Raw genomic sequence first — 25,205 nt, 5'->3', positions numbered from 1 at the left:
CCCCCGCTCCGATGTGATTCCAGTCAACTGCGGTACGGTGGTAGCATCGCACATATGGAGACGACGGACAAGCCCGCCCTCCGCGTCGTCGGCGGGCACACCGCGCTCGACCTGGTGAACACGGTCGAGCCGCGGGTGCCGAACGCCGAGCCGGAGAAGGAGCACCTCAGCACGCCGGAGGAGCTGCTGAGGTGGGCCATCCGCACGGCCGTCGTGGAGCCGGAGGAGGCACCCGACATCCGGCTCACGTGGCAGGGCGAGCAGGCCCTGGCAGCGGCCCTGGCGATCCGGGAGGCCCTTTATACGGTACTGCTTGTGCGGCTGGACGAGACCCTGAAGACACGGCTGCCGTATCAGCCGGCGCTCGAGCAGCTCAGCACGCGCTACTCGGCCGCGGTGGCCCGGGCGCGCGTCACGCTGTCGTTTGACGCCCCGACGGCCGCGCACCTGCGGATCGGCGACGTGGCCGCGTTCGCCGTGCAGGATCGTCTCGCCGCGATCGCCGTCGACGTGCTGACCAGCGAAAACGTCGACGACTTCCGCATCTGCCCGCTGAACGAGGGCGGCTGCGGCTGGCTGTTCCTCGACCGCAGCCGCAACCATTCGCGGCGATGGTGCTCGATGACCGACTGCGGCTCGCGCGTGAAGGCCCGCCGCCTCACCGACCGCCGCCGGGGCAGACAGCTACCACCAAACTGAGCTACGATGGGAGCATGACGATGGCCCGCATCCGATGCGACTTCTCCTCCGACGCGCTCGGGGTCGGCACCTCCATGACCGTCCTCCTTCCCGAACAGGCGACCGGCCAGACCGCCGAGTTCCCGACCCTCTATCTCCTGCACGGCCTCAGCGACGACGACAGCGCCTGGACGCGGTTCACGTCGCTCGAGCGCTACGCCGCCGAGCGGCAGATCGCCATCGTCATGCCGCGGGTCGAACGCAGCTTCTACACCGACGAGGTCTGGGGCCGTCCATATTGGACGTTCATCTCCGAGGAGCTGCCGCGAACCGCCCGCGGCCTGTTCCGCCTCACCGACGATCCCGCGAGGACGTTCGTGGCCGGGCTTTCCATGGGAGGGTACGGCGCATTCAAGCTCGCCCTCCGCCACCCCGACCGATTCGGCGCCGCGGCCAGCCTCTCCGGCGTCCTCGACCTCGCCACACGGGCGCGCGAACTGGTCCGGCCCGAAGACCCGCGGATGTGGGGGCGCATCTACGGCACCCCGCCCACCATCGAGGGCACCGACAACGACCTGCTGCACCTGCTCGACACCGTCGAGCACCCGCCGCCACTGTTCGTCACGTGCGGCACGGAGGACGTGCTGTACTCCTCGAACGTACGGTTCCGCGACGCCTGCGCCGAGCGCGGCATCCCACTGAAGACCGAGTTCTCCCCCGGCGCTCACGACTGGGCCTTCTGGGACGACAAGATCCGGGAGGTGCTCGCATGGCTGCCGTTGACATGATTCCGCACGCCGCCATCGGCGCCTGGCTCGGCAGTGACGTCACCGGGACGCTCCGCACGACCGGCAACCTGGCCGTCGTGCACGTCCTGCGCCTGGCCGACGGGCGCGCGGTAGTGGTGAAGGCGCGGCCGGCGGAGGACCGGCTGCTGGGGTGCGCCCACGTGCACCGGCATCTCTGGCGGGCCGGTTTCCCCTGTCCTGAGCCGATCGCGGGGCCGACCCGATTCGGTGAGCTGGCGGTGAGCGCCGAGATGGCCGTGGAGCCGACCGCCGGTCCCGCCGCCGGCCCGGCGGTGTCGACGACACGACGAGAGGCGGTCTGGCCGGCTTCGACGTCCGGCCCGCTCGGCACGACAGGCGACGGTCACGAGAAGCCGGTCGGCGAGGCTTGCGGAGGCTTCGATGCGGGGGCGGAAGTCGCGGGAGCGGGAGTCGCGGGAGCGGCAGAGTGTTCGGCGCTGCTGGCAAGGCTGATCGAGATGGCGCCGCGGGTGCGGGACACGCCTTCGACGACGCCGTCACCGCCCTGGGTTCGTTGGCATCACGAGGAAGGGCCGATCTGGCCCTGGCCCGATGACCGGGACGTCGATCTGCATGCGGAGGAGAGCTGGCATGATGCGGCGGCGCTGGCGGTACGGGCGCGGTTGAGGCGGTTCGCGGCCGAGCCGGTGATCGGGCACTGCGACTTCGAATCGCACAACATCTGGTGGCGCGGGGACGTGCCGCTGGCCGTGCACGACTGGGACAGCGTGGTGGCCGAACCCGAGGCGGTGATCGTGGGCGTGGCGGCGGCGATGTGGCCGGCGGGCGACGGGCGGTGGGGCGCGACGCTGCAGGAGAGTGGAGAGTTTCTCGACGGGTACCAGCGGGCGAGCGGGCGGCGGTTCAACCGCGAGGAGATCGAGGCGGCGTGGGCGGCCGGGCTCTGGATCCGGCTGTTCAACGCGAAGAAGTGGCGGCTCGACGGGCTCGACGGTCTTGGGCGGGACGAGGCCAGGGAGCGAGGACGCATGGCGGGGCTCTGAGCAGGGTCCAGGCATCCGAAGCGCTTCCGCGACGGGGCGGCGCGGTCACTTGGGCACCTGCGGGCCGGCGGGCGGCAACCCGAGGCGCGGGCCGCACCCCAAGGCGCGGGCGACCCGAGGCGCGGGCCGCAACCCGACGGACCAATGGACTTGCGCCGCGAACTAGGAACCCGCGGTCCGGTGAGTCGTGAAGTGACGCGGCAACCGGCCGAAGCCGACGGTCCTGCGGCCGGCGGACCTGCGCACCAGTTCACCAGTGGACTGGGCACCGCGAAGCGGCGGACCACGGCGGAACGCGCGAATGAGCCGAGACGGATCGTCAACCGAGCGGCGGCCCGAGCGACGTTGCAGGGTGCGCGAAGTGGCGGGCCCGGGCTGGCTGGGCTGCGGTGGGGCGTCTGCTGGGAGGTTGGAAGCGCTACGGGATGGCCGGTGCTTCCGGGTTCAGGGCGCCCTCCACGGTGAAGTGCTCCATCTCCGCCAGCAGGAGGTGCAGCCGCGGGATGGTCAGGTAGGCCGTGTCCACCTCCGTGGTGATCTGGACCGTGTCGGGGACGTCGTCGATGTTCACCATCAGCTTCTCGTTGAAGTACGGCAGCTCGGTCTCCCGGATCAGCGCCGTCTCGCGCCGCAGCGCGCGGATGGCCCCGTCGTCCGCGGCCGTCGCCGGCGGGCGCAGCGCCAGGCGGCGCTCGTTGTAGAAGACCTGCAGGTCGATCGGCTCGCCGCGGTCCTTGGCCACCCGCTCCAGCAGGGCCTGGCGGGCCTGCGGGTCGTAGTAGGCGTACTTCGACGCGCTCATCGACGCCTGGCGAGCCCGCAGGACCGCCTCGGCGGCCGTGATCGTGCGCGGGTCCAGCACCACCAGGCCGTTCTGCGACAACGGGGAGACCACCTCGGCCAGGCCCGGGCGGAAGCGGTTGCCGACGATGACCTGGGTCGCGAACGGGGCACCGCCGACCACCCGGGTGAAGGCCACGGCGTACGCGGCGAGCAGGATCGGGGCGGTGTCGATGGCCAGCCGGGCGGCCAGGCGCTCGCTGGCCGCGTGCAGCGCCCGCGACGCCCACACCACCTGGCGGAAGCGCGGTGCCGCCGGGTCGCGGTACCCGAGCGGGAAGCGCTGGGGGTTGACGGCCCGCAGCTGGGACTCCCAGTGGCGCATGGCGTTGTCGGTCTGGCGGGTCGCGGAGCACTGCTGGGCGGCGATGTCCAGCGGGCCCGGCACCGGCTCCGGGCCGAGCGAGTCGCGCTGGGACAGCTCACGGATCATCGTGGCCAGGCCCGTCACGTCCGTCGCGATGTGGGTGACCTCGACCAGGACGTGGGTGACCGGACCGCCGGCGCCCGAGCGGACCACGGCCATGCGGATCGGCCACTCGGTGCCGTAGTCGAAGGGGCGCGACTTCCACGCCGCGAACACCTCCGCGGCCAGCGCCTCCGCGGCGGCCGGCAGCGCGACCGAGGCCACCGGGACCAGGGACGAGGACGACGAGGACACGGCCGGAGCGGCGACGGTGGCCGCCGCCGAGGCCTCGGCGGTGTGGACCTCCAGGTACGCCTCGCCCGAGCCGAAGGTCTCCTGGGTCGTGCGGCCGTCCGGGGCGAAGCGCAGCAGGGTCCGCATCGACGGGTAGCGGCTCATGAAGAAGCGCAGCTCATCCGCGAAGTCCGCGACCGTGCGGCCGTCGTGGACGGGGACCACGCCGCCCATGCTCATGGAGCTGTTCATCTCCCGCATGGCCTGGAAGACCTGTTGCTGGCCCCACGTCAGCTCGCCGGTGGCGGCGCCCTCGCCCTCGAAGGTCACCGTGATGCGTTCCATGTATGGCGATCGTTCACTCGGACATTGATGTAGACAAGAATACGAATGGCTGATCGCGCCGGCCGAAGGACCGAGGCCGCGGCCGAGTACTCAGGTGGCGTGGTGGACCGCGAGGCCCGCGAAGGCGGGCGGGGCGACCGCGGCCCGCCTGGCCAGGTCCTCGGGGGCCAGCGGGCGGGAGTACAGGTAGCCCTGGCCGAACGTGTAGCCCAGGTGGCGCAGCATCCGCGCCTGGGCCTCCGTCTCGATGCCCTCCGCCACGGTGTCCAGGTCGAGGGCCTGCGCCATGCGGATCACCGCCGTCGCCACCGCCTCCTGCCGGGCCACCGTCGTGATCTCGTCCACGAAGGAGCGGTCGAGCTTGAGCGCCGTCACCGGGCACGTGAGCAGGAGGCCCAGCGAGGAGGCGGCGGTACCGAAGTCGTCCAGCGCGATGCGGATGCGGCGGTCCCGCAGCTGCTGCAGCGCGGCGATCGCGGCCTCGTCCACCACCGCGGTCTCGGTCACCTCGACGGTGAGGTGGCGCGGGTCCAGGCCGGCGTCGTCGAGGGCGGCCAGCACGTCGGTCACGAAGTCGGGGTCGGTGAGCTGGCGGCCGGCGACGTTCACGGACACGTAGCCGGGGGCGGACGCGCCGAGCTCGCGCAGCCAGCGGGCCTGCTGGGCGCACGCCTCGCGCATGACGAAGCGGCCCAGCGGCACGACGAGCCCGGTCTGCTCGGCGGCGGGGATGAAGTCGCCGGGCGGGATGACGCCGAGCTCGGGGTGGCGCCAGCGCACCAGGGCCTCGGTGCCGACGGTGCGGCCGTCGTCGAGGCGCACGATCGGCTGGTACTGCAGATGGAGCTGCCCGGCATCGATCGCGTCGCGCAGCCGCGCCCCGATCTCGGCGTGGGCGACGATGCGCGTCGTCATGCCCGGCACGTACACGAAGTGGCCGCCCTTGCCCCGCTCCTTCGCCGCGTACATGGCCAGGTCGGCGTTGCGCAGCAGGGTGTCGACGTCCTCGGCGAGCTCCGGCGAGGAGGTGGCGACGCCCACGCTGGCCCGGACCAGCAGCTCGTGCCCGGCCGCGCGGACCGAGGTGGTGAGCACGTCGCGGATGCGCTCGGCGACGCCGACGGCGTGCTCGCCGGGCACCTCGTAGAGCATGGCCGCGAACTCGTCGCCGCCGAGGCGGGCCACGACGTCCTCGGCGCGCACGGCCCCGCGGAGGCGCTCGGCCACGGTCATGAGCACCTCGTCGCCGACCGCGTGCCCGAGGGTGTCGTTGATGAGCTTGAAGTCGTCGAGGTCGATGAGCAGGACCGCGGTCGGCCCGGGGTGGCGCAGCGCGGCGCCGAGCAGCTCGGTGAAGTGGTTGCGGTTGACCAGGCCGGTGAGGGCGTCGTGGGTGGCCTGGTGGCGCAGCCGGCGCTCGTGCGCGCTGACCTCGGCGAGCAGCCGCTGGTTGTCGCGCAGCGCGACGAGCTGGCGGGCGCCGACGATCGCGCTGACCGCGATGGCGCCGGTGGCCACGGCGGCGATGTCGCGGTGGTCGGTGTACGCCACGAACGCGAGCAGCACCAGGGTCGCGCCGACGGCGTAGTAGGGCAGCTTGCTGTACGTGCGCCCGCCGCGCGCGGTGCGCTGGGCGGCCGCGGGGCGCCACTGGGCCCGGGCCGCCGCCGCGACGAGCAGGCACTCGACGAGGGTGAGCATCGGCTGGAGCCCGGCCAGGCGCGGGTGGGTGGCGATGAGCGGCGACACCGCGGAGCTGAGCCCGCCGGCGACCAGCGTCGTGGCGAGCAGGGCCATGGAGCGGCGGCTGACGGTACCGCTGCCGAGCATGACGACCTTGAGCACCGCCACGAGCGTGACCAGGCAGGTGATGCCCACGAGGGAGAGGCCGATCACGACGCCGAGGTGGCCGTTGTGCTCCGCGATCGGGCGCAGCGCGAGGTGCCACAGGAACAGGGCCGTGGTGATGAGCACCGTGAGCCCGTCGAGGCCGAGGCGGGTCCACTCGGCCCGGGTGCGGGTGCGCACGGGGAGCCGCAGCAGCGCGTACAGCACGATGAGGATGCTCGTCGCGAGCACCGGCGCGGCGATCTGGATGAGCCGCAGCGCATACGGCGACTCGGGGCTGAGCCGGGCCGGGGTCATGATGGCAGTACCGATGGTGACCAGCCCCGTCGCGAGCGCGAACCGGTGCCAGAACCGCCGCGCGCTCGCCGCGATCCCGGGCACCTCCCCGGCCAGCCAGGCCATCCACGCGGACATCGCGAGGCCGAACGGGCCGGCCACCCACACGATCTGCTTGGGCATCGGCAGGCCGGCCGCGTAGAGCGTGGCCCACGACGCGGCGGCCAGCATGCAGGCGACGATCGCGACCATCAGTCGCCTCACGAGTACCGCTGCCGCTGCCACGGGTCTTCCCATCGGCAAGCGGCACGAAAACGTTAGCAGGGTGCGGCCCTGTGCCGATGAGCGAAGCGTGAACCTCAACGGCCGGGTCGTCACCTGGGTGTCGCTGCTGGCCGTCGGCGTGATCGACGCGGTGCTGCTCGCGGCCTGGGGCGACCGCGCCGATCAGCACGGGTGGGCGGTGCCGGTCGCGGCGCTGGCGCTCAACGGCGCGGTGCTCGTGCGGCAGGCGTGGTCCCTGCGGGTGCACGCGCGGCTGCTGCGGCGGCTGGACCGCACCCTGGCGGCCCTGCGCAAGACGATGGTGCGCGACCAGATCCTCGCCGACACCGGCACCGGCCTGCTGACCGCGGCCGACACGGAGGCCGTGCACGATCTCGCCGTCCACGGGGCCGCCGCGCTGCTCGCCGACACGCCGGACGCGCTGGCCGTGCTGCTGGTGCCGCAGGTCGACGAACTCGTCGTGGCGGCGGCGGCCGGCACGGACCTCGACGGCGCGGACACGGGCCTGGTCGGCCGCCGCCTGGCCCCGCCGCCGCAGCTGCGCGCGCTCATGCAGGCCGGCGAGGTGCTCGGCGTCGGCGACATCGCCGAGCTCGGCGTGCCGGGCCTGACCACGACCCGCACGGCCCTGCTGCTCCCGCTGGTCGTCAACGGCCGCTTCTTCGGCGTGCTGTGCGTGACCGCGGAGCGGACCCTGCACGCCGACCTGCGCCGCGCGCTGGAGACGCTGCGCACCCAGGCCGCGCTGGCCCTGGACGGCGCCGCGCTCACCGCCGAGCTGACGATGCGCGCGCTGCACGACCCGCTCACCGGCCTGGCCAACCGCCGCCTGATCGGCGAGCGGCTGGCGCAGGCCCTGGCGCGCACCCGCCGCAACGGCCGGCACGTAGGCGTGCTGCTGGTCGACCTCAACGGCTTCAAGCTGGTCAACGACACGCTGGGGCACGAGGCCGGCGACGAGCTCCTGCGCGCGGTCGCGGGCCGGCTCACCCACTGCGTGCGGCTCGAGGACACCGTAGGGCGCCTGGGCGGCGACGAGTTCGTGGTGGTGGCCGAGGACCTGCCGGACCTGGCGGCCGCGGTGCGGATCGCGGAGCGGGTGGTGGAGGCGGTGGGCGCCCCGATCATCGTCGAGGGCCACCGGCTACCGGCGAGCGCGAGCGTAGGCGTGGCCCTGTCGAACGACGCCTCGCTGCCCGACGAGCTGCTGCGCCAGGCCGACCTGGCGATGTACACCGCCAAGAAACGCCGCAAAACGGGCGCGTACCACATCCACGAGGCTGCGTAAACTACTGCGATATCGTATAGTCCGATCTCGTGGTATTCCTGTTGCTCGACCTGCAGCGCGCCACCCACGCGACCCTGCACCGGCTCACGACCGAGCTGGCCGATCTGAAACTGACCCCGTCCGAGCTCAACGCCCTGGCGAACCTGGCCCGCCACCCGGCCGGCGCGTGCACCGTGTCGGAGCTGGGCGCCGCGGCCGGCACGCGCCCCACCACCCTCACGAGCATCCTGGACCGCCTGGAGCAACGCGGCCTGGTGAGCCGCGGCCCGCACCAGCGCGACCGGCGCACGGTGGTCGTCCGGCTCACCGCACCGGGCACGACCGTCGCCACGCGGGTGCTGGCAGCGATGGCCGACCTGGAGCGGCGCGCCCTGGCAACCCTGCCCCCGGACGCCGCTGGGGACGCCGCAGCGGTACTGCACGCGCTGACGGAGGCCGCCACATGAGCCCCACCTTCGACGAGCTGTTCGCGGCGGTCACCGCCGGACCCGGGCACTTCGGGCACCGCGAGCACGTGCACCTGACCTGGCTGGCGATCCACGGGGTGGGCCCGGACGCGGCGCTCGGGCTCGTCAGCGACGGCATCCGGCGCACGGCCCGGTACGCGGGGCAGCCCCGCAAGTACCACGTGACGATGAGCCGCGCCTGGGTCGAGCTGATCGCGGCCCGCATGACGCCGGACGACCCCGACTTCGCGGCCTTCGCGGCGCGCCACCCCGAGGTGCTCGACAAGCGGCTCCTCAACGAGCACTACCGCCCGGGCACCCTCGCCACGGAGGCGGCCCGCACCGGCTGGGTCCCGCCCGACGCGCGACCCTTCACCGCGGACCCGCCCGCGAAATCCCGGGCCGAAACCGATATATCGCCTGGCAACGGATAAAGCCGATAAGTCGTGGCACGAAGTGCCCGACTTATCGGCTCACACCACCGCGGCGACCTGCTTCACATGGCGCAGGGCGGGCACCGACTCGAGCCGCTCCACCCCGCGCAGCGGCCCGATGCGACGGGTGACGTACGTGTACAGCTGCGCCATGTCCCGGCAGATCACGGTCGCCATGAGGTTCGTCTCGCCCGTGGTCGCCGCGACGAACACGACCTCCTCGTGCCGCGCCAGCTCCTCCCCCACCGCCGCCAGGTGCGCCGGCGCGACCGTCAGCCACAGCAGGAACCGCGCCGGGTACCCGAGCAGCGCCGGGTCCATCTCCACGTCGAAGAAGATCGCCCCGGTGGCGCGCAGGTGCTCCAGGCGCCGCCGGACCGTCGACTCCGACCAGCCCAGGGCCGCCGCGAGCGCCGGGTAGCCGAGGCGCCCGTCGCGGTTGAGCGCGGCCAGCAGCGGCCGGTCCTCGCCGGTGAGCACCGCGGGGATGCCCGGCGGCGGCACCGGCGGGCGCAGCCGGGCGACCTGTTCGGCGCTGAGGTGGGTGCCGCGGGCCTCGCCGCCGATCGGGCCGCCGGCGAAGTGGTGCATGAGACAGTGCGCGCGCACCGAGACGATCCGCGGGGTGCGCGGCAGCTTCTGCAGCAGCAGGGTCTCGCGGTCGGCGGTGCCCGGGTTCTGCACGACGCACGTGACCTCGGTGCCGCCCGAGCCCAGCGTCACCCAGGTGGTGTCGGGGCGGCGGGCCAGGGCCTCGGCGATCGCCCCCGCGCTGTCCGGCGTGGTCTGCAGGCGGATCATCCACATGTCGTAGCCGAGACGCACGCCGTCGGGCAGGGCCGCGACCCGCAGGCCGCCGTCGCGCATCCGGCGGTACCGCCGCGCCACCGTCTGATCCGAGACGCCCAGGATCTCGGCGAGGGCGCTGAACGGGACGCGCCCGTCCAGCCGCAGCGCGTCGACGATCTGATGGTCCAGGGTGTCGACTTCCACCGGCCCACGATAAACGATGTCGGAATCCGCCACCCCGGGCCGGACGGCTACCCATGAACCGGCGCGGGCCGCACATTCGACGGCATGCCCAAATGGTCTGCCCTCGTCGCCGTCTCCATCGGCACGTTCATGCTGCTCGTCGACGTCACGATCGTGACGGTCGCGCTGCCCGCCGTCTCCCGCGATCTCGGGGTCACGATCGGCGGCCTGCAGTGGGTCCTCGACGGGTACGCCCTCGCGCTCGCCGCCGTCCTGCTCGCCTCCGGGTCGCTGGCCGACCGGCACGGGCGCCGCCGGGTGTACCTCGGCGGCACCGTCGTGTTCGCGGCCGCCTCGCTGCTGTGCGCGGTCGCGCCGAACGCCGGCCTGCTCATCGCCGCCCGGTTCCTGCAGGGCCTCGGCGGGGCCGCAATGCTCGCCACCACCGTCGCGATCCTCAGCGTCGCCTACACCGGCCGCGACCGCGGCGTGGCCTTCGGGGTCTGGGGCGCGGTCAACGGCGCCGCCGCCGCGGCCGGCCCGATCGCCGGCGGCCTGCTCACCGAGCACCTCGGCTGGCGCTGGATCTTCATCGTCAACCTCCCGGTGAGCCTCCTGGCCGTCTGGTTCACCCTGCGCGGCGTCACCGAGTCCCACGGCCGCTCCAGCACCGGCAACCGGCTCGACCTGACCGGCATCGTCACCTTCACGCTCAGCGCCACCGCCGTCACGTTCGCCCTGATCCGGGGCGGCGACGCCGGCTGGACCGCGCCGAGCACCCTGGCCGCCTTCGCCGTCGCCGCCGTGGCCCTGGCCGCGTTCGTCGTCGCCGAGCGGCGCACCGACCACCCCATGCTGGACCTGCGCCTGTTCGCCAAGCCGTCCTTCAGCGCCCTCATGGCGGCATCGGTACTGGCCCAGGCCTCCGCCTTCGCCTACCTGCCGTTCACGACGGTCTGGCTGCAGCAGTTCATGGGCAAGGGCCCGGTCGACGCGGGGCTGCTCGGCGCCCTGCCGATGAGCGCCGCCTCGTTCCTCGTGGGGGCGTTCGGCGGCCGGTTCCTGCAGCGGGTGTCCCCGCGCTGGTCCATCGGCATCGGCCTGCTGCTCATCGGCGCGGGCGCCCTGCTGCAGGCCCGGCTCACGCCCGCGTCCCCGGCGACCGCGCTCATCCCCGGCCTGATCGTCGTCGGGCTCGGCGTCGCCGCGGTGCTGCCGACGATGGCCTCGGCCGCCCTCGCCGCGGTCCCCCACGAGCGCAGCGGCATGGCCGGCGGCGCGGTCAACACGTTCCGCCAGCTCGGGTTCGCCCTCGGCGTGGCCGTGTTCGGCTCGATCTTCGCCCACCGGCTCGCGGGGCACCACGCACCCACCGACGCAGTGAACCATGTGGTCGCCGTGGCGGGCTTCACCGGCCTGGCCGCCGCGGTGCTGGTGCTGCTCGTGGTGCGCACGGGCCGCCCGGCCTGGGAGGCTCCGCGGCCGGCGCCTGAGCCCGTCGTCAGCGAGGCTGTCTAGCCCGAGCCCATAATGGCTGGATGGACGTCACCTGGTGGGGACACGCGACCGTGGCCATCCGCGAGCGCGGGGTCACGATCCTGACCGATCCGGTGCTGCGCGACCGCCTGGCGCACCTGCACCGGCGCCGGGGGCCGCGGCCGCACCTGGACCGGGCCCCCGACGCGGTCGTCGTGTCCCACCTGCACGCCGACCACTGCGACCTGCCGTCGCTGCGGTCGCTGCCGCCCGCCACGCGGCTCATCGTGCCGCACGGGGCGGCGGCGTTCCTGCGCTCGCGGCTCGGCGAGCGGGACTTCGTCGAGCTGCGGGCCGGGCAGGAGACCAAAGTCGGCGGCGTGACGGTGCGGGCGGTGCCGGCCGCGCACGACGGCGGGCGGACCCCGAAGTCGCGCATCCGGGCCGTGGCCCTGGGCTACGTCGTCGCCGGGGAGCGCTCGGCCTGGTTCGGCGGGGACACCGGGCTCTTCGACGAGATGAAGGAGATCGGTCCGGTGGATCTGGCGCTGGTACCGGTCTGGGGCTGGGGCTGGACCCTCGGGCCCGGGCACCTCGACCCGGCCCGCGCGGCCGAGGCGATGCGCCTGGTGGAGCCCGGCCAGGCGGTGCCGATCCACTGGGGCACGCTGTGGCCGATCGGGTGCGGCCGGGTGCGGCCGGACCGCTTCCACCGACCGGGCGACGAGTTCGCCGCGCACACCCGCGACACGGCCCCGCAGACCGGCGTGCGCGTGCTCGCGCCCGGCGAGAGCCTGACCGTTTCGTGATCACGTTCGGTGGGCTCATCGCCGCGGTGGCGATCATGTTCGGCATCGTGGCGGCCGGCTCGATCCTGCCCGTGCTGCCGACCGGCGCCGCGGTCAGCGCCACCGCGGTGCTCGCCGCGCACTACAGTCCCCTGGCCGTGCCCGTCGTGATCGCGGCCGGCGGGCTCGGGGCCTACGTGGGCGACGCCGTCACGTTCGCCATCTGCCGGGCCGGCGGCGAGGCCCTCACGCGCCGGCTGCGGCTGCTGCGCCAGCCGTGGCGGCTCGCCGAGACCGTGCGGGAGCGGCTGCGGCGGCGGCCGGTGACCGCCTTGCTGGTGTCCCGGCTGGTGCCCGGCGGGCGGATCCCGGTGCTGCTCGCGGCGGCGATCGTCGGGCTGTCGTGGCGCACCTTCGTGGTGTCCAACATCGCCGCGTGCGTGCTGTGGTCGGCCACGTACAGCGCGATCGGCCTGCTCAGCCGCAACGTCTTCCCGCAGCCGTGGCAGGGCGTGGTCTGCGCGATCATCGTCGTGCTCGTCGCCGGCCAGGCCGCGAGCTGGGTCGAGAAGCGGCGGGCCCGCGGCGCCAAGGACCCGGCGGCGAACGTTACGCCGTAGCCTCCACGTAGATCGTCTCGTCGTTGCGCAGCACCTGGTCGAGGTCGGCCACGTCCGGGATGGCGCCCTCGCGGTAGGCGCGCACCGCGATCCCGTCCTCGGCGAAGCCCGCCGCGGTGAGCGCGTACGTGAGCTCCTCGAGGTCGTAGAGCCAGCGGTGGCCGTACACGTAGAACAGCTGGTTGAACATGAACGCCCCGCGCGCGGGCATCGCGGGCGCGACCCCGGTCAGGGCGCGGTTCATGCGCCGGCGGTGCTTGCCGAAGAAGCCGTCGTTGTTGACGTAGCTCTCGGCGTAGACCTTGAGATCCGGCGTGGTGACGCGCAGCAGGCCGCCGGGGCGCAGGATCCGCTTGACCTCGGTCAGCCAGGCGATGCCGGCCCGCAGGGTCACGTGCTCGATGAGGTGCTCGGCGTAGGCCCAGTCCACGGTGTCGTCGGCGACCGGCAGCCGGCCGGTGATGTCCATCTCCGTGAAGTACGCGGCGTCGTCCACGCGGTACACCTGGCCGCGCTCGGTCCGCGTGCCGTCGGCGGCGGTGAGCGAGACGAGGTCGGTGCCCAGCGCCCGCGGGTGGCTCGTCTTGAACGCCGCGAACTCGATGCCGGTCAGGCCGAGCCGGTCGAAGTGCGAGCGGTCGAGCACCTCGGCGGACAGCTCCGGCGCGAGCTTCTCGACGCGCGCCAGGTCCTCGGTGAACGAGTCGACCGTGGCGGCCAGCTCCTGCGGGTCTTCCCAGTTCCAGGGGCGTAATGCGGCCTCAGACATGCGTTGATCTAAACACCTCGAACTCTGGCGGACAAGGGAAGATCCTTCTCGCCGGCGGGCGTCTCGGGCATCTCCTCGCGCAGGCCCAGCTCCTCGAGCCAGGCGACCAGCCGCTCGTGCACGGCGACCGGCCCGAGCAGTTCCCCGGTGGGCATCGGCCAGTCGGCGGGGTGCACCAGGATCGCCTCGGTCTGCCAGCCGCCGATGCCGCCGTGCGAGCCGACCAGCTCCTCGAACGCGGCGACCTCGTCGGTGCCCGGGTCGACGCGGCTCACCACGACCAGGTCGCCGACGTGGGCCATGCCCTGGTGCCGCAGCAGGTCGGCGGCGGCCGCGGGGCCGTAGGGCAGCAGCGGGTCGACGCCCTCGACGCGCCCGTCGCGCAGGTGGTGCCGGCCGGCCGGGCCGATCGCCACCGGGCCGTCCGCGGCCGCGGCGACGACGAGGCCGATGCCCGGGTGCTTGGCGAGCCCGTCGACCAGGCCGGGGCGCAGCTCCTCGATCGCGTCGAGCTCGGCGCGGCCGGGGACGGCGGTGAGGTACAGCATGGCGAGGTTCCCGGACGCGATCGTGATCACTTCGCCGCGCGGGCCGTGCGTGACGGGGCCGCACGAGCGGGTCTGGTGCGACACGCCCGCGAGCAGGGTGTTGGCCCGGCCCCAGTCCTCGTCGTCGGGTCCGGCGGCGGCCGACTCGGAGCCGTTGCCCGCGAGGTCGGCGACGAGGCGCTCGAGGGTCACGCCGTGGCGCTGGCTGAAGGTCGCGCCCTGGCTCTGCCCGTGGTCGGAGAGCACGACGATGCGGTAGTCGCGACCGGCGACCCGGGCGAGCTTGTGCAGCGTGCCGAGCACCCGGTCGAGCCCCTCCAGGGTCTGCAGGGCCTCCGGGCGCAGCGGCCCGGCGTGGTGCGCGACCTCGTCGTAGTCGACGAAGTCACAGTAGATCACCGGGGCGCCCCGGCTCATCTGCTCGGCGATCAGCGAGACGTTGAGGTCGCGCAGCAGCACGTTGGTGACCGCGCGCAGGGCCACGTAGGCGGCCGTGCGCGGCACCCGCGGGTACACGTTGCGAAACCGCTGCCGCCGGGCCTGCTGGATCTCCTTGAGCATCTCGCCCACGGAGAGCACCAGCGCCCGCGCGAAGCCGTAGGGGCTGGCCACGAAGGCCAGGTAGCCGCGAGCCGACCGGCCCGGCAGGGAGGCGTTGCTGAAGGTCAGCAGGCTCGTCGGGGCGTCGCCGGAGAACACGTTGCTGATGCTCACGCCGCCGTCGGCGAGCAGGCCGCGGCCGGTGGAGATGCGGGCCTCGACGTCGGCGGCGTCGCGGGGCCGGTTGGTCACCACGAGCCGGGCGCCGTCCTTCTCGTACCACCGGAACGCCGGGATCTGCGCGAAGTCCCCGTGCATGATCCCCGCCTGGCTGGCCGGGGTGGTCGCCGGCAGGCCCGTGTGCCACGCCCGCATCGCGTGCGTGCCCGTGCGCAGCCACTGCCCGAGGTTGGGCAGGTTCCCGGCCTTCACCGCCCACGACAGCAGCGGCGCGGAGAGCCCGTCGAGCTGCACGATGAGCACGCCCGGCTCGGTCGCCGGGGTGCCCCGGTGCCGGCGGGCCATCTGCCGCAGCGCCTGGCCGAGGAAGACGTCCTCGCTGCCGGCGTCGGCGAGCCAGTTCACGAGCGCGGTGAGCACGGCGGCGAGCCACGAGGCGATCCAGGCGTCGGCGAAGGAGCCGACGCTGACGCCGTTGGCCAGGTGCAGCGCGGTGAACATCACCACGGCCTGGATGACCACGCCGACGGCCAGCACCCCGACCCCGCCGACCAGCACCGCCACGCCCAGCAGCACCAGCCGCATGAGGGTGCCGATGACCGCGAGCAGCACGGTCAGCTCGACCAGGGCCAACGGGCCGCCGCTGGCCGTCACGCCGGGCAGCGCCCAGAACACGACGGCGAGCACGGCGAAGCTCGTCACGCCGGAGCGCAGCAGCGACTTGCCCCACGCGACGGTCAGGCGCCAGTCGCGCAGCAGCCGCAACGCGAAGCGAATCCGCTGAGCGACGACCCCCACGCAGCCAGATTAACGGCCGCGCCGGTCGTTACACGGGCGCGGGATCCATCAGCGCGCCCACCGCCTGCGAGTATCGGTCGGCGGAGCGGACGGTCTCCAGGGCCGCGGCCCAGCGCTCGCCGGGGTGCACCGGTCGGGGCGCGGCGAGGACATGGCGAAGGGCGGTCAGCTCGGCAAGATGCGCGTCGAGCAGCCCGAGTACGTCGTGGTGCACCTCTCGTTTATCCCACGTTCACGTTCGCGACGTGCCGCGTTCGCTGCGACAATGGGCGACATGGCCGGAAAGCTTGAAGTGGAGCGCAAGTACGAGCTGCCGGACGGGTTTGCCCTGCCCGACCTCACCGGAGTCGGCGGCGTCACCGCCGTCGGCGAACCCGACGACCAGCGCCTCGACGCCGTCTACTACGACACCGCCGGGCTGCATCTGGCCCGGGGCCGCGTCACCCTGCGCCGGCGCACCGGCGGCAACGACGCGGGCTGGCACCTCAAGCGCCCCGCCGGCGGCGAGCGCAGCGAGCTGCAGCTGCCCGCGAACAACCGGCAGAAGTCCCCGCCGCGGGCCGTCACCGACCAGGTCCGCGCGCTCACCCGCGGGGCCGACCTCGCCCCCGTCGCCCGCATCCGCACCCACCGCGTCGAGCGGGCCCTGAAGGCCGCCGACGGCAGCACCGTCGCCCTGCTCGCCGACGACCGGGTCAGCACCGAGTCCCTGCGCGACGGCGGCGGCGCCCGCGAATGGCACGAGCTGGAGATCGAGCTCGTCGACGGCGACGCCAAGGCCCTCGACCGCCTCGACGCCGCCCTGCGCCGGGCCGGCGCCCGCCCGGCCCACAGCCCGTCGAAGCTCGCCCAGGCCCTCGGCCCCGACTACCCCCAGCCGGTCGGCGTGCGGATGCCCGGCTCGAAGTCCCGCCGGGCGCTCACCGCCTACCTCGCCATCCAGCGCGACGCGCTCGTCGAGCACGACCCGCACGTGCGCGAGGGCGACGCCGAGGCGGTGCACAAGATGCGCGTGGCCACCCGCCGCCTGCGCTCCAGCCTGCGCTCGTTCGCCCCGCTGCTGGCCGACGGCTCGGACGACCCGGCCGCGCTGGACCGGCTGCACGACGAGATCAAGTGGGTCACCGGCCTGCTCGGCGAGGTCCGCGACTGCGACGTGATGAGCGAGCGCCTGGCCGGGCTCGTGCACGCCGAGCCGCCGGAGCTCGTGCTCGGCCCGGTCGCGGCGCGCATCACCTCCCTGCTCGCCGCGCGCGCCGCCGAGGCCCGCCGGGCGCTCGTCGCGGGGCTGGACAGCCGGCGGTACACCGATGTGCTCAACGCGATCGACGCGCTGGTCCTGCGCTCCGCCCGGCCCGAGCGCGTGCCCCGCCGCCGGCTCCTGCGCCGCGCGCGCAAGGCCCTGCGCCGCGCCGACGCCCGCCTGGCCGCCGCGGACACCGCCGCGGACACCGGCGCCGCCACCGCGACCGTGGACGAGCGGCGGCACGAGGCGCGCAAGGCCTACAAGCGCGCCCGCTACGCCGCCGAGCTCGTCGCGCCCGTCGCCGGCAAGTCCGCCACACGCCTCGCCGACCGGGTCACCACCCTGCAGGACGCGCTCGGCGCGCACCAGGATGCGCTGGTGACCGGGGACCTGCTGCGGCAGTACGGCATCAGCGCGTACGGCGCCGGCGAGAACGCGTTCACCTACGGGCTGCTGCACGCGCGCACCGACGAGCACGGCCGGCTGGCCCTGCGGGACGTGCCCAAGGCCCGCCGCAAGGTGCGCAAGGCGGCCCGGGCCCTGTTCGGGTGACGCCCCGGGCGAGCACCGGGCGAGCGCTGGGTGAGCACCGGGTGACAGGGGATGCGCGGGTTCGATAAGGTTCGAAGTCCGCATCCCTCTCACCCCGGGTTGACCAGTGCAGCTGCAGATCCACCTCGAGCCCCTCGGGGACGGTCCCACGCCCGACGTCGACGAGTTGCTCAACCTCCAGCGGTGGCTGGTCGGCGAGTCCGGCATCGTGCAGTCCGAGATCGGGCTGTCGACGGCCACGCGGCCCGGCGAGCTCTCCGGGGCCGTCGAGATCATCAGCCTGGTGCTCGGCACCGGGCTGTCGGTCGGGCAGCTGCTGCTCGCGGTGTCGGCCTGGCGCCGGACGCGGCCCCTGGCCCCCGCGATCGTGCTCACCCGCATCGACCCCGACGGGCGGTCGGTGCGCATCGAGTCCTCCGACCCGGAGGCCGTCGCCGCCGCGGCGCGGGCGCTCGACGGCTGAGCCGGGCGGCACCGTGGCGGAACTGGCTGACCCGCGCGCGTCGCGGGCCGTGCTCGTCGGCGGGGCGCGGTACGCGGCGCTGCCCGAGGTACCGGCGATCACGAGGAATCTCAACGGGCTCGCCGGGGTGCTCCAGGACCCCGACCTTTGGGGGCTGGCGCCCGAGCACTGCACGGTGCTGCACGACCCCGACGACGCCCGGGAGGTGTCCCGGGTGCTGCGCCGCGCGGCGGAGGAGACGGCCCCCGAGGGGATGCTGGTCGTCTACTTCGCCGGGCACGGGCTGGTCGACCCGATCGACGGCTCGCTCGTGCTGGGCCTGCGGGAGACCGATCCCGCCGTACCGTACGAGGCCGGCCTGCCCTTCGAGCTGATCCGCCGCGCGGTGGCCGGCAGCCGGGCCCGCCGCCGCCTGGTGATCCTGGACTGCTGCTACGCCGGGCGGGCCGCGGGGCACCTGGCCGCCGGGGAGTCCGGCAGCCAGGCGGTCGCGGACCAGGCCGGCACCGACGACACCTGCCTGCTCGTCTCGGCCCCGCGCAACCGCACCGCCCAGGCGCCGCCCGGCGAGCCGTACACCGCGTTCACCGGCGAGCTGCTGCGGGTGCTGCGCGGCGGCCTGCCCGACCGGCCCGCGGTGCTCGACGTGCGGACCGTCTGGCGCGAGGTGACCCTGCGGCTGCGCGAGCGCGGCTTCGAGCTGCCGGAGCTGCGCTCGGCCGGCGACGAGCTCGCGCTGGTGCACAACGCGGCCCGCCACCACCGCGACCTCGTCGGGCGGATCGTGGTCGCCACCGCCGCCGTCGAGGACCGCGACCTGCGCCAGGCCGCGGTGCTGATCCTGCGGCACGACCGGGGGCGGGGCGCCGTCGGCGTGCGGATCAACCGGCCCACCACCGACCCGCTGCCGGCCGACATCCCGCAGGGCTGGCGGCGGCTGCTGACCACGCCGGCGGTGCTCTTCGACGCGGGGCCGCTGAGCCGGTACGAGGGGTTCATCGCGGTCGCCCGGCTGCGGCCCGACGTCGAGCCGCCGTTGCGGTGGCGGCCGGTGAAGGACCGGCTCGGCGTGATCGCCCTGTCCGCCGACCCGCAGCCGCTCGCGCCGGTGATCGCCGGGCTGCGGCTGTTCTCCGGCTACCTCGGCTGGGGCCCCGACCAGCTGGAGGCCGACATCGACGGGGGCCTGCTGCTGCTCAGCGACGCCGACGTGCGCGAGGCGCTGTCGAGCCGGCCGCGGGACCTGTGGACGACCCTGCACGCCCGGGCCGCGGGCGAGTAGAGCCCGGGAGACTGACCATGGAACTGAGGCTGATCGACGAGATCGTGTCCGCGATCCGCCACGGCGGGACGGTGACACTCATCCTCGGCGCCGGGATGACGATGCCGGTGGTGCCCGGGCTCGGCGACCTCGTCGAGCTCGCGGACCGGTACGCGGCCGGGCTCGGCGACGACGGCGAGCTCACGCAGGCGCTGCGGCAGGCGCGCGAGGGGCTCGACCCGCACGCGCTGCCGATCGAGCTCTACCTGGCGTACCGCCGCGTCTTCACCGCCCGCCGCTCCCCCGGCGAGTTCGACGTCGTCGCCCAGCAGGCCGTGCTCGCCGGCTACCGGGCGCCCGATCTCAACTCCTCGCCGCTGGCCACGCACGGCATCTGGCAGCGCGTCGACCTGCGCCTCGGCGAGCGGGTCGAGAACAGCCTGGACTGGTGGGAGCTGCCGGCCGGGGTCCGGGCGGTCGGGCGGCTGCTGGCCGGGCGGCCCGACGAGTTCGGCAACAGCATCCTCACCACGAACTTCGACCCGCTCTTCGAGGTCGCGGTCCGCCAGACGGGCCGGCAGGCGCTCAGCGTCCCGGTCGCGCTCGACGGCCGCCCCGACCGCCGCCCCGAGGGCGAGGGCGCCGTGCAGGTGTTCCACCTCCACGGGTTCTGGCGGCCGGTCAGCGAGGAGCCGCCCTCGCCGCTGCTGCACGACCCGGCGCCGGACGCCACCGCGTCGCAGTCCCACTCGCGGGCCCTCGCGGAGCTGGTCACGGGCGATGTCGTGCTCGTCGTGGGGTACAGCGGCTGGGACGACGTCGTCACCGGCGCCCTGCGGGCCGTGGCGGCGTCACGGCCGGTCCGGGTGCTGTGGGCGCTGCACGACGCGGCTCCGCTGCTGCTGCCCGACCGCCTCGCCGGGCTGGTCGAGTTCTTCACCGACATCCACGGCGACGACCTGTTCACCGGCCTCGCGGACCGGCTCGAGGTGCCCCCGGCCGGCCCCCGCACCGACCCGCGGCGCCGGGTGCGCCACCTCGAGTGGGAACGCGAGCTGTTCTCGCAGCCCGGCAACACCGTCCCGGAAGGTGTACTGCCCCTGCTCCGCCAGCTCGAACGGCGCTACGGCTGGGGCGTGGACTGGGCGGCCGAGCCCCAGCGCCCCAGGCTGCTCTTCTGGCCGGTCCGGCTGCGGGCCCGGGCGTCGCTCATCAACGCCGTGCAGTCGCTGACCGCCGCGGCGCTGAGCGCCCGCGGGGTGCGCGTGGTCGTGTGCCTCGACGACTTCGGCGTCACCGGCCGCGAGGCGCTCAGCGCCGAGTTCGCCGCCGATCTCACCCGCTGGATGCGCCGCGTCGACCCGGACGCGGCGCCGGAGGTGGCGTCGCTGCAGGACTACGTGGCCACGGCCGCGGTGTCGCTGGAGCGCCCGACGGACCCGTGGTCGGTGGCCCGGATCTTCTACGGCGAGCGCAACCCGTCGCTCTACAGCGTGCTGGCCGCCATCAAGGTCGTCCCGCACCTGGCCCTGCACGACCTGGAGCGCAACGCCGGGGCGATCGTGCAGACGCTGCTGAGCAAGGACGCGAACCGTCTCCTGACGCCGCTGACCACCTGGTCCTACCTGCACCACCTGCTGGAGACCGAGCCGGCGGCCGAGGTGATGGCGTACGCGGGCTCGGACGAGCGCCTCCTCTGGGAGCAGTTCCGCGAGCACTTCGGCCTCGGCGGGACGCTGCTCTACAACCCGTACATCAAGCACCTGACCAACGAGTCGCGCATGGTCCGGTGGGCGTCGCCGGAGGAGCTGCGCGCCTATCTGTCCTCGACGCGCGGCCTGCCGGGATGGGGCTCGGAGGGCGGGTACGTGCACTGGCTCGTCCAGAACGCGTTCCTCCTGCCGCGGTACCTGACCGGCGAGTCGTTCCCGGAGGCGGGCGGCTATCACCTCGACTCCTGGTCGGCGTTCGCGGCGGCCTTGGACGCTGGTGTGCCGGTGCTGGACCTGCTCGCCTCGGACGTCTCCTCTTTCTACCTCGGCTAGCTGGTTTCCGATATGTCGGGCGCTTCGCGCCGCGACATATCGGATTTTTCGTGTATGTTCGGTTCTTGGATTCGTAGGGTCGCTGACCTCGCGTTCTGCAGGTAGCGTTTGTGGCATGACGGTGGGGGTCCTGTCGGCGAGCGGGATTGATCGCTGCGTGTCGTTACTGGGCGAAGAACTGACGGCGTACATCGCCGGCGCCGCCACGGTGGGCGAGTTCCACCGGTGGCGGGGCGACCGGCGGCGCTGGCCGGAGTTCGGCGCGCGCATCCAGGGCGCGGTCGAGGTGGCCGACGCCTTCGCACGGGCCAACCGGCTCGGCGTGGCGGCAGGGTGGCTGCGCGAGGTGGGCGCCGCGGGCATCGCGGGCCGCTCCCCGGCGAGGCTGCTGCGCGAGGCCACGGGTGACACCCTGAAGCGCGTGATCGACGCGGCCGAACGCTTCACGAAGCGCTAGCCCTTCGAGGTTGCATCCCCGGCTAGTGCACGTTCGCGCGTCCGATTTGTGCCACGCTTCAGACATCAGCTTCACCTATCAGCTTCACCGCGACCTAAGGACGCGCCGTGGGTGACACGTTGCTCCTCCCGCGCCTCGACGTGGGCGAGCTCCTGCAGCGGCTGACCGCCGAGGTCCGGGCCGGCCGCGAGCCCGCCGGCCGCCCCTACCGCCACGTCAACGGCTTCACGAAGATCGTCGCCGCGGAGTACCCCGACGGCAGCCGCCTCACCCTGCACTACTGGCCCGCCGACCCGGCCGAGCGCGAGCACGTCTCCCGCCCGCACGACCACCGCTTCCCCTTCCGCTCGATCCTCCTGGGCGGCCGCCAGCACTTCATCGAGCTGAACGAAACCCGCTCGACGACCCCGTGGCGCCGCTTCACCTACCGCCCCTACCTCGGCGGGCGGATCGCGTACGTCTCCTTCACCGGCAATGTCGGCCTGGAGCCCTTCCGCACCGTGGAGCGCGCACCCCTGCGGGGCGAGTACGAGACGACGGCGACGGTCGTGCACCAGGCCGTGACGGACCGAACCCAGGCCTGCGCGACGCTGGTGCTGCGCGGTCCCCGGGAGAAGCGCGAGTCGCAGGTGTACTACCGTCAGGACGAGCCTTCGCCCCGGGGCGGGGTGCAGCTGGGCCGCCGCCTGAGCCGCGCCGAGGTGGTGCGCCAGCTGTCGGACATCGCCGCCATGCTCGCCTAGCCCGGCGCCACTACTGACGGTGACCGCTCGGTGATCGAATACGAGATCGATTAGGACGCACCGGCTAAACTAAGCCTGAAATTGGGGAGCGCCGCCGGGGTGGTGCACCTCTCTTGCTCTCGCCCCGAGGGGGCACCGGGTTGCTGTCGCCGAGGTTCGAGGAGGCACTCGCCTACGCCGCGCGCCGCCACGGTGCCCAGGTGCGTCACAACACCGGCACCCCGTACGTCTCCCACCTGCTCGCCACGTGCGCGATCGTGCTGGAGGAGGGCGGCGGCGAGACGGCCGCGATCGGCGCGCTGCTGCACGACGTGCTCGAGGACCAGCCCACGGGCCGCGGCGCCCTGCGGGCGACGTTCGGCGACGAGGTGTACCGCATCGTGCACGACTGCACCGACGCCGACGCCGACGAGCGCCGCGCCCTCACCTGGTGGGAGCGCAAGCGCGAGCACCTGGGCCGGATGAGCTCGGAGGCCGGGGCGGAGTCGCTGCTCGTCATCGCGGCCGACAAGGTGTGCAGCCTGCAGTCCCTTGTGGACGATCTGCACCGGTTCGGGCCCGCGTTGTTCGAGCGGAGCGCGCGGACGGCGCGCGAGTTGCTGTGGAACTACCGCGAGGTGCTCGGCGTGCTCGAAGGGAAGCTCGGCGACCGGCCCGTGGTGAGGCGGCTGCGGCGGCTGGTGGGCGAGTTCGCCGCGGCCGCCGACGATCCGGAGCCGCCGGTCACGGGCGATCCGGAGCCGCCGGTCACGGGCGATCCGGAGCCGCCGGTCGCGGCCACGCAGGACGCACCGCCGCACGACAGCGCCGGCCCATAACCGCCGATCTCGCGGCGGCCAGGAGCGGGGCCCGGCGGCCGGGGACACGCGGCGAATCGGGGCGAACGAACGCAAGCACGCGGATAGCGGCATCGATCGGGTCCGAACGAACTCGTCGGCGGACCGCGCGGTTCGAGGCCAGCAAGCCAGCAAGCCAGCAGGCCTGTGACGGGAGCTGCGGTCCAGGCATGACGGGGTGCCGGCCCGCAGGGTGTGCGGGCCAGCGTCAACCCGGCGAAGCGGTCGTCGGCGTTGCACAGCACCGCGGAGAAGCCCGACTCGATGTCGCGGAGGTGCGGGTCCGAGTCGGCGCGCGCGGGACATGTCCGGATTTATCGGCATAAACGCTGCAATCACCCGGGGCGGGAGCGGTGGCGGAAAGGGGGATGGCCGCGAAGCGAAATGATCGAGAGCAGTGGACGAGTCGCGGTTGCCGATCCATGGGGGCGATGACAAGATCGGCCGGTGCGGTTGGACCTGACCCCCCTGGCGAACTTCCACGGCGAGCTTCTCACCCCCTACGACCCCGCGTACGAGGGCGCCCGGGTGCTGTTCAACACCCGCGTGCGCACCCGGCCCGCGCTCATCGCGCGCTGCACCAGCGCCGAAGACGTGGCCGCCGCCATCAAGTACGCGCGCGACCAGAAGCTGCCGCTCTCCGTCCGCGGCGGCGGGCATCACGCCAGCGGGCTGTCCCTTGTGGAGGGTGGCGTCGTCGTCGACGTCGGCGGGATGGGGCAGATCGAGTTCGACGCGGCGGCGAGGACCGTCAAGGTCGGGCCGGGCGTGGGGTGGCGCGAGATCGACCGGGTCACCTACGCGGGGTACAGCGAGACCGGCGAGGACGGCCTCGAGTACGGGCTGGCCGGGCCCGGCGGCGAGTGCCCCACGGTCAGCAACGCCGGCTACAGCCTCGGCGGCGGGTACGGGCCGCTCGGCCGCACGTACGGGCTCGGCTGCGACCACATCGTGGAGGTCGAGCTCGTCAACGCCGACGGCGAGCGGCTGACCGCGAACGAGCACGAGCACGCCGACCTGTTCTGGGCGCTGCGCGGCGCCGGCGGAGCCGGGTTCGGGGTCGTGACGAGCCTGACGTACCGGCTCAACCCGCTCCCCAAGACCGTCGTCGGCGGCATGGTCGCCTGGCCGTTCGAGCGGGCCAAGGAGGTCTTCGCCGCCTACCGCGACCTCTACCAGGACCGCACCGACGACCGGCTCGCGCTCTGCCTGCTGCTCACCACCGAGCCGTACCCGGACGGCGAGCCCGTCATCGGGATGTACGGCATGTACGTCGGCCCGCCCGCCGAGGCCGAGGCCGCGTTCGCCCCCGTGCACGCGCTCGGGGAGCCGCTGTTCAGCTCCATCGGCGAGACCGACTACCTGGACATGATGACGGTCATGGGCGAGGAGATCGTGTACGGCCTGCAGTCGAAGTGGCTCGGCGGGTACTTCCAGGAGGAGGGCTTCGACGAGGACGCCTTCGACGTGTTGATCGAGGGGTTCCGGCGCGCGCCGTCCGGGTTCTCCATGGTGCGTTTCGACCTGCTCGCGGGTGGCGCGATCGCCCGGGTTCCGGCCGACGCCACCGCGTTCGTGCACCGCGGCGCCCTGCACTATGTCTCCGTGATCGCGCAGTGGCCCGGCGACGAGGAGACGGACGCGAACGTCGCGTGGATCGACGACTTCCACGAGGCGCTGCGGCCCCATCTGACCGGCGAGGTGTACCAGAACTACGCCGACCGCGATCTGCGGGACTGGCCCGCGGCGTACTACGGCGCCAACTACCCGCGCCTGCAGGCGGTCAAGGCGGCGTACGACCCGCAGGACGTCTTCCACCACCCCCAGTCGATCAGACTGTCCACTGTGGACCCAAGCACGACAGTTAACTGAAAAAGCTCTGGTTGACACCGTCCCGGCGGCGGGACGATGCTCGAAGGGAACGGCCCGGCAGCCGGGCGCGTGAGGCCTCGAGCCGAGCGCGGTTCGGACCGGCCGCCGGCCGGAAAGCCGCACCACCACCGGATCGCCGCGCTCCC

The 25,205-nt window shown here is 73.6% G+C and carries 23 protein-coding genes; 17 read left to right on the top strand and 6 right to left on the bottom strand.

The annotated features are described in order from the left end of the window. The first annotated feature begins 54 nt into the window (after positions 1–54). From ABT369_RS00950 to ABT369_RS00940, 3 genes are read left to right on the top strand one after another with little or no spacing between them, the layout of a single operon-like run. Positions 55–699 (top strand): CGNR zinc finger domain-containing protein, encoded by a 645-nt coding sequence (locus ABT369_RS00950; RefSeq protein WP_350609250.1) that lies wholly within the window; start codon positions 55–57, stop codon positions 697–699. 20 nt (positions 700–719) lie between these two features. Continuing rightward, a complete protein-coding gene (locus ABT369_RS00945) occupies positions 720–1,466 on the top strand; it encodes an alpha/beta hydrolase (RefSeq protein WP_350609862.1) in 747 nt (248 codons plus the stop codon). Further along, positions 1,448–2,491 carry a phosphotransferase gene (locus ABT369_RS00940; RefSeq protein ID WP_350609248.1) on the top strand — a complete coding sequence of 348 codons (1,044 nt, stop codon included), beginning with the start codon at positions 1,448–1,450 and terminating at the stop codon, positions 2,489–2,491. The genes ABT369_RS00945 and ABT369_RS00940 overlap by 19 nt, the downstream gene beginning before the upstream one ends. 418 nt (positions 2,492–2,909) lie before the next feature. Here ABT369_RS00940 and ABT369_RS00935 read toward each other — a convergent pair whose 3' ends face one another. Continuing rightward, positions 2,910–4,316, bottom strand: coding sequence for a condensation domain-containing protein (locus ABT369_RS00935; RefSeq protein ID WP_350609246.1), 1,407 nt, complete (start codon positions 4,314–4,316; stop codon positions 2,910–2,912). Between the two features lie 90 nt (positions 4,317–4,406). Next, positions 4,407–6,704, bottom strand: coding sequence for a putative bifunctional diguanylate cyclase/phosphodiesterase (locus ABT369_RS00930; protein WP_350609244.1), 2,298 nt, complete (start codon positions 6,702–6,704; stop codon positions 4,407–4,409). Between the two features lie 88 nt (positions 6,705–6,792). Between ABT369_RS00930 and ABT369_RS00925 the strand changes: the two genes are divergently transcribed. From ABT369_RS00925 to ABT369_RS00915, 3 genes are read left to right on the top strand one after another with little or no spacing between them, the layout of a single operon-like run. Further along, positions 6,793–8,013, top strand: a complete 1,221-nt coding sequence (locus ABT369_RS00925) for a diguanylate cyclase domain-containing protein (protein ID WP_350609242.1) — start codon at positions 6,793–6,795, stop codon at positions 8,011–8,013. A 29-nt stretch (positions 8,014–8,042) separates the two neighbouring features. Continuing rightward, the gene (locus ABT369_RS00920; protein ID WP_350609241.1) at positions 8,043–8,459 is read left to right on the top strand and encodes a MarR family winged helix-turn-helix transcriptional regulator; all 417 of its coding nucleotides are present in this window, start codon (positions 8,043–8,045) and stop codon (positions 8,457–8,459) included. Then, on the top strand, positions 8,456–8,893 hold the full coding sequence (locus ABT369_RS00915; protein WP_350609239.1) for a hypothetical protein: 438 nt from the start codon (positions 8,456–8,458) through the stop codon (positions 8,891–8,893). The genes ABT369_RS00920 and ABT369_RS00915 overlap by 4 nt, the downstream gene beginning before the upstream one ends. Before the next feature lie 39 nt (positions 8,894–8,932). Here the strand turns inward: ABT369_RS00915 and ABT369_RS00910 are convergent, their stop codons facing one another. Beyond that, positions 8,933–9,886: an Lrp/AsnC family transcriptional regulator gene (locus ABT369_RS00910; RefSeq protein ID WP_350609237.1), complete on the bottom strand. Its 954-nt coding sequence runs from the start codon at positions 9,884–9,886 to the stop codon at positions 8,933–8,935. 84 nt (positions 9,887–9,970) lie between these two features. On the opposite strand from ABT369_RS00910, the gene ABT369_RS00905 reads away from it, so the two are divergent. Genes ABT369_RS00905 through ABT369_RS00895 form a run of 3 tightly spaced genes read left to right on the top strand, consistent with a single transcriptional unit; the run spans position 9,971 to position 12,749 of the window. Next, positions 9,971–11,383, top strand: a complete 1,413-nt coding sequence (locus tag ABT369_RS00905) for an MFS transporter (RefSeq protein WP_350609235.1) — start codon at positions 9,971–9,973, stop codon at positions 11,381–11,383. Positions 11,384–11,403: 20 nt separating this feature from the next. Beyond that, positions 11,404–12,150, top strand: a complete 747-nt coding sequence (locus ABT369_RS00900) for an MBL fold metallo-hydrolase (RefSeq protein WP_350609233.1) — start codon at positions 11,404–11,406, stop codon at positions 12,148–12,150. Then, the gene (locus tag ABT369_RS00895; RefSeq protein ID WP_350609231.1) at positions 12,147–12,749 is read left to right on the top strand and encodes a DedA family protein; all 603 of its coding nucleotides are present in this window, start codon (positions 12,147–12,149) and stop codon (positions 12,747–12,749) included. The genes ABT369_RS00900 and ABT369_RS00895 overlap by 4 nt, the downstream gene beginning before the upstream one ends. Here the strand turns inward: ABT369_RS00895 and ABT369_RS00890 are convergent. Genes ABT369_RS00890 through ABT369_RS00880 form a run of 3 tightly spaced genes read right to left on the bottom strand, consistent with a single transcriptional unit; the run spans position 12,739 to position 15,798 of the window. After that, positions 12,739–13,518 (bottom strand): class I SAM-dependent methyltransferase, encoded by a 780-nt coding sequence (locus ABT369_RS00890; RefSeq protein ID WP_350609229.1) that lies wholly within the window; start codon positions 13,516–13,518, stop codon positions 12,739–12,741. The two genes, ABT369_RS00895 and ABT369_RS00890, sit on opposite strands and share 11 nt — an antisense overlap. Positions 13,519–13,526: 8 nt before the next feature. Next, the gene (locus ABT369_RS00885; RefSeq protein ID WP_350609227.1) at positions 13,527–15,584 is read right to left on the bottom strand and encodes an alkaline phosphatase family protein; all 2,058 of its coding nucleotides are present in this window, start codon (positions 15,582–15,584) and stop codon (positions 13,527–13,529) included. A gap of 28 nt (positions 15,585–15,612) precedes the next feature. Then, entirely contained in the window at positions 15,613–15,798 is a 186-nt protein-coding gene (locus tag ABT369_RS00880) for a hypothetical protein (protein ID WP_350609225.1), read from the bottom strand. Between the two features lie 60 nt (positions 15,799–15,858). Here ABT369_RS00880 and ABT369_RS00875 point away from each other — a divergent pair, with 60 nt between their 5' ends. The 8 genes from ABT369_RS00875 (at position 15,859) to ABT369_RS00840 (ending at position 25,059) form a co-directional block, all read left to right on the top strand. Further along, positions 15,859–17,382 carry a CYTH and CHAD domain-containing protein gene (locus ABT369_RS00875; RefSeq protein ID WP_350609223.1) on the top strand — a complete coding sequence of 508 codons (1,524 nt, stop codon included), beginning with the start codon at positions 15,859–15,861 and terminating at the stop codon, positions 17,380–17,382. Positions 17,383–17,488: 106 nt separating this feature from the next. Beyond that, positions 17,489–17,845 (top strand): effector-associated constant component EACC1, encoded by a 357-nt coding sequence (locus ABT369_RS00870; RefSeq protein ID WP_350609221.1) that lies wholly within the window; start codon positions 17,489–17,491, stop codon positions 17,843–17,845. A gap of 13 nt (positions 17,846–17,858) precedes the next feature. Then, positions 17,859–19,127 (top strand): YqgE/AlgH family protein, encoded by a 1,269-nt coding sequence (locus ABT369_RS00865; protein WP_350609219.1) that lies wholly within the window; start codon positions 17,859–17,861, stop codon positions 19,125–19,127. 17 nt (positions 19,128–19,144) lie between these two features. Then, positions 19,145–21,151: an SIR2 family protein gene (locus ABT369_RS00860; protein WP_350609217.1), complete on the top strand. Its 2,007-nt coding sequence runs from the start codon at positions 19,145–19,147 to the stop codon at positions 21,149–21,151. Between the two features lie 115 nt (positions 21,152–21,266). Next, positions 21,267–21,608, top strand: coding sequence for a hypothetical protein (locus ABT369_RS00855; protein WP_350609215.1), 342 nt, complete (start codon positions 21,267–21,269; stop codon positions 21,606–21,608). Between the two features lie 107 nt (positions 21,609–21,715). Then, positions 21,716–22,351 (top strand): hypothetical protein, encoded by a 636-nt coding sequence (locus ABT369_RS00850; protein WP_350609213.1) that lies wholly within the window; start codon positions 21,716–21,718, stop codon positions 22,349–22,351. A 113-nt stretch (positions 22,352–22,464) separates the two neighbouring features. Then, positions 22,465–23,169: an HD domain-containing protein gene (locus ABT369_RS00845; RefSeq protein WP_350609211.1), complete on the top strand. Its 705-nt coding sequence runs from the start codon at positions 22,465–22,467 to the stop codon at positions 23,167–23,169. 465 nt (positions 23,170–23,634) lie between these two features. After that, entirely contained in the window at positions 23,635–25,059 is a 1,425-nt protein-coding gene (locus ABT369_RS00840) for an FAD-binding oxidoreductase (RefSeq protein ID WP_350609209.1), read from the top strand. Positions 25,060–25,205 lie beyond the last annotated feature (146 nt).

Origin of the sequence: Dactylosporangium sp. NPDC000244 (assembly GCF_040300725.1) — a bacterium.
Classification (GTDB): Bacteria; Actinomycetota; Actinomycetes; order Mycobacteriales; family Micromonosporaceae; genus Dactylosporangium.
Note: the sequence above shows the minus strand (reverse complement) of the source record. Positions and strands in the feature narration are given on the sequence as shown.